Source organism: Actinomadura sp. NPDC048032, assembly GCF_040653175.1.
Classification (GTDB): domain Bacteria; phylum Actinomycetota; class Actinomycetes; order Streptosporangiales; family Streptosporangiaceae; genus Spirillospora; species Spirillospora verrucosospora.
In genome coordinates this window covers 1-9,525 of record NZ_JBEZJP010000331.1, presented here as the reverse complement: position 1 = coordinate 9,525, position 9,525 = coordinate 1, and the positions used below count along the sequence as shown (strand labels likewise).

Sequence of the window (9,525 nt, the reverse complement as noted above, 5' to 3'; positions counted from 1 at the left end):
GCCTGAACCTCGCACTGAAGTCACGGGTGTGTGTCAAGCGACCTCATGCGTGCACCAGCAGGCCAGGAAGGCCCAGACCGAACGCCGAGGTCGCCGGGCCGTCGTCCAACCCCGCGTAGATGAGATCGAACTGGTTCTTTCCGAAGAACGGCTGCGCCCACGGCGGCGACTCGGGCTGCCGGGCACTCGGGAAGAACGACGAGCGGTGGAAGGGGTTGAAGAAACCGCCCGATCCGGAGTTGCCGCGCATCAACTGCAGCTTGTCGTCTCCCTCCGGAAGCCCGTCCCACAGCCGTTTCATGCCGGCCGCGCCGAACGAGGCGGGCTTGAAGACGTCGTCGGCCGTCAGCGCGCGGCCGGTGCGCAGGTCGACGGTGACGACGAACCCCGGAAAGTGTCCGGGCCCCTCGCCGCACCTGCGCTGGAACTTCGGAACGTACCGCACCGACACGAGGTCCGGGCCGGTCAGCCCCTTGACGACGGTCGTGCTCAGCAGGTTGGGCCGGCCGCCGCAGGCGGCGCGCGCGGCGGCCGTCCTGCCCCACTCCTTGTAGAACGTGACGGCCTGGTCGAGAGGGACGCGCAGCGCCCTGTTGGCCGCGGCCTGGACCGACGCGTTCTTCATCCCCTTGACCTGGGCGTACTGGCCGCCCTTGACCTCCAGAACCCCGTCGGCGTACGTCCGGTTCAGGGCGGCGAGAGTGACCGCGGGCGCCTCCGCCGCCTCCGGGCGCGTCGTCTCGTAGGTGACCACACCGACGGTGCCCGCCGCGGTCGCCCCCGCGACGACCAGCGCGGCCTTGACCACGCTCGCCTTGGCGAGGAAGCCCGCCGCGGTGTTCCCGGCGCCCGCGGCGACGGTCCCGGCCGTTCCGGCGCCTCCCGCGCCCGCGGTCCCGGCGGCGGCGCCCGCGGCGGCGGTGCCCGCCGGCGCCGAGATCCCCGCGGCGGCGAGCGGGAACAGCATGGACAGCCCCGCCGCCGCCGCGGCCAGCGTGCGGACGCCGCGGCCCTCCCAGTCGTCCCCGTAAGCCGCGCGAGCGACGCCTTCCAGCTCGGCGACGAACTCCATGGCCCCGGCGTGCCGCTCCGCCGGGTTCTTCGCCAGCCCCCGGGCGACCAGCGGGCGCAGCGGGACGGGGAAGTCCTCCAGCGGGACGGGGGCGGTGAGGTGCTGCCCGCGCAGCCCCACGACGCTGTCCGCGGCGAACGGACGCCGGCCCATGACGCACTCGTAGAAGACGCAGGTCGCCGCGTACACGTCGGCGGACGGGCCAGCCTCGCCCGCCTGCCACTGCTCAGGCGCCATGTACGACGGAGTGCCCGACCGCGACGCCGAACCGGCGGCCGACGCGATGCCGAAGTCGATGAGCTTGCTGCGCCCGTCCTCGGGCACCACCACGTTGGCGGGCTTGTAGTCCCGGTGGACGACGCCCACCGCGTGCGCCGCCGCCAGGCCGAGCAGCGACCCCTTCAGGACGGTGAGCGCCGCCTGCGGATCCAGCCGCCCGTGCTCGGCGAGGACCACCTTGAGCGAGACCCCGTCGACCGCCTCCATCACGAGGGCGGCGCCGTGCTCGCCCTCCACCAGCTGGTAGAGCCGGGCCACGTGCGGGCTCTCCACCCGGGCCAGCATCTCGGCCTCGCGCCGCAACGCCTCCAACGGGGCCGCGTCCGGCCCGACGACGACGTACTTCACCGCGACCGGGAACCCGGTCTGCTCGTGCCGCGCCAGAACGACGCGTCCCTGCGCCCCCGCCCCGAGTTCGCGCACCTCGCGAAAACCGGAGATCTTCCACTCGCCCACATGCTCTCCTCGCCGCCCCGGCCATGTTGATCATGTGACGCGACCGCCCGCGAGGATGTTCGGACCGCTCTGCCGGGGTCGTGGACGAGGTAGACCCCGGCATCACATTTCCGGGGGCTGCTCCGTCATATGGGTGAGAGACCGAGATTCCAAGGGGTGGACGGGTATGACCGCACGGCACGAGACCGACGAGACCAAGATCCGGCAGCTGGTCGACGGCATCGCCGAGGGGATCCGCGCCAGGGACCTGAAGGCCCTGGAGCGGCTCTACGCGGAGGACGTCGTGTCCTTCGACGTCGAACCGCCGCTCCAGCACGTCGGGATCGCCGCGAAGCTGAAGAACTGGACGAACGTGTTCACGTTCTTCGAGGAGGTGGATTACGAGGTCCGCGACCTGGCACTCACCGTGGGCGGGGACGTGGCCTTCGGGCACTGCTTCGGTCGGCTCAGCGGCACGCTGAAGAACGGAACGGCGACGAGCGGCATGTGGGTCCGGGCGACCTTCGGCTTCCGAAAGGTCGACGACGAATGGCTGATCGCCCACGACCAGGTCTCCGTCCCCTTGGACGTGGCGACCGGCAAGGGAGTGGTGGACCTCCAGCCCTGACGGCACCCTGACGGCAACGCCCGACGCGTGCGGCAGGCCGGGCCTCCGACCTGGGCTCACAGGTCAGGGGCTCGGCCTGCGCCGCTGTCGGCACTTCGACAGTGCGGTCCAACGCATTATTCAAACAACCTGGAAACGAAACACCGAACCGGCTTTCACAGCCCGAAACCTGCGGCAATTAACGCCCGCAAGCGGCCCCTGTACCTGCCCACGCTCCCGGCCTGACAGCCGGGCACGTGTGACAGGTGAACACCGACCGGCCCCAGCCACCCGCTGGGGCCGGTCCTTCCGACATGGTCCTTCACGGATGCTGGACAGCGGGCGGCGTTGCCGGGACGATTCATCGCCGTGAACCAGGGCCTGCACATACGACCAGCCAATCCGGATGACTACGACCGCATCGCCGGCGTGGTGGACGACTGGTCGGGCCAGCCGGTCACTTCGTTGGCGTCGCACCCCGTCTTCGCGGCAACGGCCTCGCCCGTCGCCTCTACCACCAGTTCTTCGACTTGGCCGCGGCCGAGCACCGCACCCAGGTGAAGGCGATCACCCACAGCGCTACGCAAGCGATGTCCCCATCTCGGCGTCGTCTCGGAAGGGGCTGGTCGGTGCGCTCGCCGGGGTCGATCCGCGGGGTGTGGCGGGGGCGATCCGGGTGCTTGAGGAATTCGATCAGTGAGGCCGTCTCCCCCTGTCGTCAGGTGCCGCCCTGGAGGGCGGGTTCAGTAGCGGCTACGGGCAGATAGGGGGTCGGTGAGACTTTACGCGCCCAAGTGACAGAAAATGACTCCTTGTAAACACTCGTTTACGCATGGGATGTTACCGAAGCACGACCCTCCGTAGCGAAAAGTTCGCCATCGGTGATGAAGGGCTGGTTCCCATGGCAGTGTGGACGAACATCCCCGGCAGCCTGAAGCGCATCGCCGTCGGCTCCCGCACGAACGTGTGGGGCGTCAACGCCTCCGGCCAGATCTACCGATACACCAACTACGACGCCAACCCCTGGATCGGCATCGACGGCTCTCTGTCCGACATCGGGGCGGGCGCCGACGGCACCGTGTGGGGCGTCAACTCCGCCGGCGCCATCTACCGCTACACCGGCGACCTGCCCGGCTGATCCGCCTCCCGAAGCCATCGTCCACGACGCTCGCCGGCACGGTCAGCCCGGCTTCGGCGAGGAACCGGCAGACGGCGTGGGCGATGGCGTTCAGGAGGGCGGCCGGACGGCCGCCCGGCCACGGGCTTGAGGTGAGCGTGGGGCTCCCCCGGTGTCCGATGGGGCGGGCATCATTGCGGGCATGACGTTTCAAGCCAGCGGCAGCTTCGACATCGAGGCGTGGGACGCCGACAAGCCCTATGACGAGCAGGGCGGCAACCGGATGACCCGGGTCCACGTGGGCAAGACCTTCCACGGCGACCTCGTGGGGACGAGCTCCACCGAGCTGATCACGGTGGAGTCGCCGGCGGGGCCGGTCGCCTATGTCGGGATCGAGCACGTCCAGGGGATCCTGCACGGCCGGGAGGGGACGTTCGTCCTCCAGCACAGCGCGGGCAGCGAGGACGGCACGGCCGACACCCAGTGGCTGCGGTGGCTGATCGTCCCCACCTCGGGGACGGGGGAGCTCGCCGGGATCCGCGGCGTCGGCCAGATCTCCGTCACCGAGGACGGCGGGCACACCTGGGCGCTGGAGTACACGCTGGACTGAGCGCCGACCGGCGGCCGGTAATGTTCGGGTCATGCCCCCGGTCACCGGCGACGCCACGCGCGAGCGCATCATCGACGCGGCCGAAGTGTGCTTCGGCCGTTTCGGCGTGGCCAAGACCACGGTCGAGGACATCGCCGCCGCCGCGAAGCTGTCGCGGGCGACCGTGTACCGCAGCGTCACCGGCGGGCGGGACGAGCTGATCCTCGCCGTGGTGGTGCGCGACCTGCGGCGGTTCCTCGACCGGCTCGCCGAGCGGCTGCGCCGGGAGCGGTCGGTCTCCGAGGCGATCGTCGAGGGGACGCTGGACGCGCTGAACTACGTCCGCGAGGAGCCGGCGATCGCGCACTTCCTCGTCCCGGAGGCGGCGGGGCACATGCAGGCGGCGGTGGCGGGGGCGGCCGAGCACGTGCTCGCTCTGTGCTGCGAGTACGTGCGGCCCCATTTCGAGCAGGCGCAGCGCCAGCGGACGCTGCGCGCCGACATCGAGGTGGAGGGCACGGTCGAGTTCCTCTTCCGCATCATCACCTCGCTGATCGTGATGGACCGGGACCGGGACGCCGACGGGCTGCGCCGCTTCCTGCGCACCTACGTCGTGCCGGTCATCGCGGCGCCGGCATGACGACCTGGGACGGGACGCCGCGGAGACGGCGCGGCGAGAGGGGCCGGGAACGATGAATGGCACTGCGCGCGAGAGCCGGGGAGGCGCGGCGGTCCGGCCGAGCCCGGTGTTCCTCGCGGTCGTGGGGGCGACGATCCTGTGCGGCCTGATCGCCTGGCGCTACGGGACGATCCTGGACAGGCCCGGCCGGATCGCGGTGTTCGGGTTCGTGATCGCGGCGTGGGTGCTGTCGCTGTCCCTGCACGAGTTCGGGCACGCGTACATGGCGTTCCGCTCGGGCGACCGCAGCGTCGCCGACAAGGGCTACCTCACGCTGAACCCGCTGAAGTACTCCGACGTGACGCTGAGCTTCCTCATCCCCGTCGTGTTCATCGTGCTCGGCGGCATCGGCCTGCCGGGCGGCGCGGTGTGGATCGACCGGCACGTGATCCAGGGCCGGCTGCGGCACAGCCTGATCTCGGCGGCGGGGCCGCTGTCGAACGCGCTGTTCGCCATCATGCTCGCGGTGATCTTCAAGAACTTCGCCGACGCCGACCACGCGCTGTTCTGGTCGGGGCTGGCGTTCCTGGCGTTCCTTCAGGTCACCGCCACGATCCTGAACCTGCTCCCGATCCCGGGGCTGGACGGCTTCGGGATCGTCGAGCCGTACCTGCCGCGCCGCCTGGCCGACCAGGCGAACGCCTACGGCGGCTACGCGTTCCTCGTCCTGATCGCGCTGCTGTGGCTGGGCCCGATCAACCAGGGCTTCTTCAACGTCATCTACTACCTCACCGACGCGATCGGCCTCGGCGAGTTCCCGTTCCGCGTCAACGGCTCGGTCGACCACTTCCCGATCGAGCTCGGGCACTACCTGTTCCAGTGGTGGAAGAGCTAGCCCGTCAGCCGGCGGACGATGCGGCGGAGCTGCTCGGTGTAGTGCTCCTGGAACTCGGGTGACTCGGGGTCCATCCCGAAGACGTGGCGGACGGCGAGCGGCTTGGTGACCGGCGCCGACACCAGCGCCATCACGGCGAACATGATCGCGGCCGGGTCCAGGTCGGCGGGCAGTTCCCCGGCGGCCTGGCGGCGTTCGATGTCGGACAGGTCCTCGCGGGGGCCGGGCGGGATGTCGTCCAGGTCCTCGGTGAGGGCGCGCCAGGCGTTCAGCCGCGTGCCGCGGGGGTCGTCCAGGACGTGCCGCAGGTACCGGACGACGATCTCGTCGAACGGGGCGGCGGGGTCGTTGAACTCGGCCTCGCGCTCCAGCCAGCGGTGGTGGAGCGCGCAGTACAGGCCGTCCTTGCCGCCGAAGTAGTAGTTGATCAGCTGCTTGTTGACGCCGGCGCGGTCGGCGATGTCCTGGACGCGGGCGCCGGCGTAGCCCTTGGCGGAGAACTCCTCCAGCGCGGCGTCCAGCAGCAAACGCCGCGAGCGTTCGGCGTCGAGCGCGCGCTCCTCGGGGGCGGGGGCGCGGCGCGCCCGCCTCGTCGCCGGCCGCTTCGTCGGTTCCGTCACGTTCCCCATGGTAGCCGGGCTGCTGAGAAGTTCAACCATCCGACTGTTTGACAACTTCATCCATCTGGTTGAAGCTGGCCGCATGATTCTCGTAACCGGAGCGACCGGCAACGTCGGACGCCATCTCGTCGGCGAACTGCTCACCGCGGGCGCCGCCGTCCGCGCCCTGTCCCGGGACCCCGCCACCGCCGACCTGCCCAGCGAGGCGCAGGTCGCCCGCACCGACGAGATGCCGCTGGACGGCGTCACGTCGCTCTTCCTCAACCCGGCCGTGTTCTGGAACGGCCTCGGCGACGTGCTGGCCCGCGCGGTCGACCACGGCGTCCGGCGCGCGGTGATGCTCTCGTCGGCCGCCGCGCTGGACGACGACCCGTCCAACCAGCTGGCGGTGCACCACCTCGCGATCGAGCGGGCGATCGAGGAGACCGGGATGGAGTGGACGTTCCTGCGTCCCGGCGAGTTCGCCTCCAACGCGCTCGCGTGGCGGGAGGCGATCGCCGCGGGCGAGCCCGTCCGCGAGCCGTACGCGGCGGCGCGCAGCACGCCGATCCACGAGCGCGACATCGCGGCCGTCGCGGCGAAGGCCCTGCTCACCGATGCCCTGGTCGGCGCCAGGCCGGTGCTGAGCGGTCCCGAGCTGCTCTCGCATCCGGAGATGGTCGGGCTGATCGGGGAGGCCGCCGGCCGCCCGGCGCGGTTCGAGGAGATCTCCCCCGAGCTGGCGCGGGAGGAGATGCTCGGCCGCCCCTACATGCGCGAGGGCCTGGTGGACGTCCTGCTCCGCCTGCGCGCCCGCGCCGTCGACCGTCCGATGGAGCCGTCCGGCGAGGTCGAGCGGATCACCGGCCGTCCCGGCCGGACGTTCAAGGAGTGGGCCGCCGACCACGCCCACGACTTCCGCTGACCGCGTCCCGCGGGGCCGCGAGCCTCAGTGCTCGGGGCCCCGCCCGCGCCCGGCGCCGCGCTCGCCGAGCGACTCGATCTCGCGCGAAGCCCACTCGAACCAGTCGCGGCGCATCGCGGCGAACCGCTTGCCGTACTCGATGACCAGCCGCCCGTAGACGGACAGGTCGTCCTCACCCCAGTCGACGTCCTTCTCCAGGGCGGTCAGCTCGTCGAGGTACTCCCCGAGCCCCGCCGCGTGCCCGCGCATGTAGCGCTGGGCCTCCTCCGGCTCGACCATGCCGAGGAAGAAGACGCGCAGCAGCGACTCGTCCTTGCGGCTCCCCTTCGAGGGGACGTCCACCAGCCAGTGGCGCAGCTCCGCGCGCCCGGAATCGGTGATCCGGTACGCCCGGCGGCCGCGGGGCCCCTCCTCGGCGACCTCGATCAGCCCGGCGTCGGCGAGCTTGCCCAGCTCGCCGTAGAGCTGGCTCTGCCGGGCCGGCCAGACGTTCCCCAGCGAGATCTCGAACATCTTCAGCAGGTCGTAGCCGCTGGCGCCGTCCATCTCGGCGATGAGCCCGAGCACCGCATGTCGCAAACTCATGCCCCGCACCCTAACCCTTCACAGTTGACATGTCGAAACTGGAATGTCTATCTTCGACATGTCAAAGTTGGAATGTGAAGCCAGGAGCCCCCGGCCATGTCGAAGTACTACGCCCGTACCTTCCTCCCCTGGATCCTGCTCGCGGTCGTCAGCGGCTTCGACGACCGCGCCGGGGCCGCCGCCGGGCTCGTCGCCGCGCTGGCCCTGTTCGGCCAGGACCTGCGCCGGGGCCGCCGCGCCGACTCGCTGATCCTGGAGATCTCGACCTCGGCGTTCATGGCCGCGCTCACCGCGCTCGCGTTCGCCGTCCCCGGCTCGCCGGCGCTGGACTACGGCGCCTCCCTGGCGATCGGGTGGCTGGCGCTCACCGCCTGGGCGACGCTGCTGCTCGGACGCCCCTTCACCGCGGGCGTCGCGCGCCGCCAGGTCACCGCCGAGATCGCCGCGACGGACGTGTTCCGGAGCGTCAACCGCGTGCTCACCTCCGTGTGGGCGGCGAGTTTCACCGTGCTGGCGGCCGCCCTCGGCTGCGTCCAGCACTGGACACCGGACGCGACGGCGCTGCTGGTCGCCGTGAAGGTCGCCGGTTTCACGGTCCCCGCCGTCTTCACCGCGCGGTACCCCGGGTTCGCGCGCAGGCGCCACCTCGACCGGCTCGGGCTACCGTGGGCGGAGGCGCCCGCCACGTCGCAGCCCGAGCCGTCCTCCCGCTGACCCCTCGCCGAGGAGCGGCCCGGAAAGGAGCACCGAGATGGGCGAGAACATCACCGAGCGCCCCACCACCTGGCTGGACGGTCACCTGGCCCCCGTCCCCGACGAGACCGACGCCCGCGGCCTGGAGGTCACCGGCGCGCTGCCCCCCGAACTGACCGGCCGCTACCTGCGCAACGGGCCGAACCCCAAGCCCGGCGAGCCGAGCGGGCACTGGTTCACCGGCCACGGGATGATCCACGGCATCCGGCTGCGGGACGGCCGCGCCGAGTGGTACCGCAACCGGTGGGTGCGGACCGACGCCTACCTGAACGGGACGCCGTTCGTCCGCGACGACCTCACCTTCGACCGCCGCTCGGTGCAGGCCAACACCCACGTCGTCCCGTACGCGGGCCGGATCTGGGCGCTGGTGGAGGCCGGGTTCCCCTACGAGGTGACGCCCGAACTGGAGACCGTCGGCGCCTGCGACTTCGGCGGGCGGCTCACCACCGCCATGACCGCGCACCCGAAGGAGGATCCGGTCACCGGCGACCTGCTGTTCTTCGGGTACGGGGCGTTCGCGCCCCACCTCACCTACCACCGGCTGACGCCGGACGGGACGCTCGCCGAGAGCCGCGAGGTCGAGGTGGCGGGCCCGACGATGATGCACGACTTCGCGATCACCGAGAACCACGTCGTCTGGCTCGACCTGCCGGTGGTGTTCGACGTCGACCTGGCGATGTCCGGGTCGACCGGCATGCCGTACGTCTGGGACGACGCCTACGGCGCCCGGCTCGGCGTGATGCGCCGGGACGGCACGGCCGAGGTCACCTGGTACGACATCGACCCCTGCTACGTCTTCCACGTCGGCAACGCCCACGAGGACGCCGCTGGACGGATCGTGGTGGACGGGGCGCGCTACCGGCCCGAGAACTTCGCCGCCCTCTGGGAGGACATCGGCGGGACCGTCGACCCCGCCACCGGCGCGGCGCGCTCGCAGAAGGCGCACCTGCACCGCTGGGTCCTCGACCCCGCGACCCGCCGCGCCAGCGAGGAGCCGCTCGACGACTGCGGGCGCCGCGTTCTGCGCGGTGGGCGCGCTCGGCGTGCTGC

11 protein-coding genes are annotated in these 9,525 nt (G+C 71.4%); 8 read left to right on the top strand and 3 right to left on the bottom strand.

What is annotated here, in order from left to right; genetic code table 11:
- Nucleotides 1-43: 43 nt before the first annotated feature.
- A complete protein-coding gene (locus tag AB0C69_RS31340; protein WP_360358629.1) occupies nt 44-1,807 on the bottom strand; it encodes a serine/threonine-protein kinase in 1,764 nt (587 codons plus the stop codon).
- Nucleotides 1,808-1,973: 166 nt separating this feature from the next.
- Here AB0C69_RS31340 and AB0C69_RS31335 point away from each other — a divergent pair, with 166 nt between their 5' ends.
- The 5 genes from AB0C69_RS31335 (at nt 1,974) to AB0C69_RS31315 (ending at nt 5,613) form a co-directional block, all read left to right on the top strand.
- Entirely contained in the window at nt 1,974-2,414 is a 441-nt protein-coding gene (locus AB0C69_RS31335; RefSeq protein ID WP_360358628.1) for a nuclear transport factor 2 family protein, read from the top strand.
- Between the two features lie 880 nt (nt 2,415-3,294).
- Nucleotides 3,295-3,531 (top strand): tectonin domain-containing protein, encoded by a 237-nt coding sequence (locus tag AB0C69_RS31330; RefSeq protein ID WP_360358627.1) that lies wholly within the window; start codon nt 3,295-3,297, stop codon nt 3,529-3,531.
- Nucleotides 3,532-3,712: 181 nt separating this feature from the next.
- Nucleotides 3,713-4,120, top strand: a complete 408-nt coding sequence (locus tag AB0C69_RS31325) for a DUF3224 domain-containing protein (RefSeq protein WP_345182556.1) — start codon at nt 3,713-3,715, stop codon at nt 4,118-4,120.
- Between the two features lie 31 nt (nt 4,121-4,151).
- Complete coding sequence (locus AB0C69_RS31320; protein WP_345182558.1) at nt 4,152-4,739, top strand: TetR/AcrR family transcriptional regulator; 588 nt, start codon at nt 4,152-4,154, stop codon at nt 4,737-4,739.
- 52 nt (nt 4,740-4,791) lie between these two features.
- A complete protein-coding gene (locus tag AB0C69_RS31315) occupies nt 4,792-5,613 on the top strand; it encodes a site-2 protease family protein (RefSeq protein ID WP_345182561.1) in 822 nt (273 codons plus the stop codon).
- Here AB0C69_RS31315 and AB0C69_RS31310 read toward each other — a convergent pair.
- Nucleotides 5,610-6,233: a TetR family transcriptional regulator gene (locus AB0C69_RS31310; protein ID WP_345182563.1), complete on the bottom strand. Its 624-nt coding sequence runs from the start codon at nt 6,231-6,233 to the stop codon at nt 5,610-5,612. The genes AB0C69_RS31315 and AB0C69_RS31310 overlap by 4 nt on opposite strands.
- An 82-nt stretch (nt 6,234-6,315) precedes the next feature.
- On the opposite strand from AB0C69_RS31310, the gene AB0C69_RS31305 reads away from it, so the two are divergent.
- Nucleotides 6,316-7,137, top strand: coding sequence for an NAD(P)H-binding protein (locus tag AB0C69_RS31305; protein ID WP_360358626.1), 822 nt, complete (start codon nt 6,316-6,318; stop codon nt 7,135-7,137).
- 24 nt (nt 7,138-7,161) lie between these two features.
- On the opposite strand, the gene AB0C69_RS31300 is transcribed toward AB0C69_RS31305, so the two are convergent.
- Nucleotides 7,162-7,722 (bottom strand): PadR family transcriptional regulator, encoded by a 561-nt coding sequence (locus tag AB0C69_RS31300; RefSeq protein ID WP_360358625.1) that lies wholly within the window; start codon nt 7,720-7,722, stop codon nt 7,162-7,164.
- Between the two features lie 96 nt (nt 7,723-7,818).
- Here AB0C69_RS31300 and AB0C69_RS31295 point away from each other — a divergent pair, with 96 nt between their 5' ends.
- Together AB0C69_RS31295 and AB0C69_RS31290 are read left to right on the top strand one after the other, a co-directional pair.
- Entirely contained in the window at nt 7,819-8,436 is a 618-nt protein-coding gene (locus AB0C69_RS31295; RefSeq protein WP_360358624.1) for a hypothetical protein, read from the top strand.
- A gap of 37 nt (nt 8,437-8,473) precedes the next feature.
- Nucleotides 8,474-9,525: carotenoid oxygenase family protein (locus AB0C69_RS31290; protein WP_360358623.1), on the top strand; the 1,052-nt coding region annotated here is incomplete at its 3' end.

Excerpts from the sequence above, each read along its gene's own strand:
- AB0C69_RS31335 (WP_360358628.1), top strand. The coding sequence starts at position 1,974 with ATGACCGCACGGCACGAGACCGACGAGACCAAGATCCGGCAGCTGGTC.
- AB0C69_RS31325 (WP_345182556.1), top strand. The coding sequence starts at position 3,713 with ATGACGTTTCAAGCCAGCGGCAGCTTCGACATCGAGGCGTGGGACGCC.
- AB0C69_RS31315 (WP_345182561.1), top strand. The coding sequence starts at position 4,792 with ATGAATGGCACTGCGCGCGAGAGCCGGGGAGGCGCGGCGGTCCGGCCG.
- AB0C69_RS31300 (WP_360358625.1), bottom strand. The coding sequence starts at position 7,722 with ATGAGTTTGCGACATGCGGTGCTCGGGCTCATCGCCGAGATGGACGGC.
- AB0C69_RS31295 (WP_360358624.1), top strand. The coding sequence starts at position 7,819 with ATGTCGAAGTACTACGCCCGTACCTTCCTCCCCTGGATCCTGCTCGCG.
- AB0C69_RS31320 (WP_345182558.1), top strand. The coding sequence starts at position 4,152 with ATGCCCCCGGTCACCGGCGACGCCACGCGCGAGCGCATCATCGACGCG.
- AB0C69_RS31305 (WP_360358626.1), top strand. The coding sequence starts at position 6,316 with ATGATTCTCGTAACCGGAGCGACCGGCAACGTCGGACGCCATCTCGTC.
- AB0C69_RS31330 (WP_360358627.1), top strand. The coding sequence starts at position 3,295 with ATGGCAGTGTGGACGAACATCCCCGGCAGCCTGAAGCGCATCGCCGTC.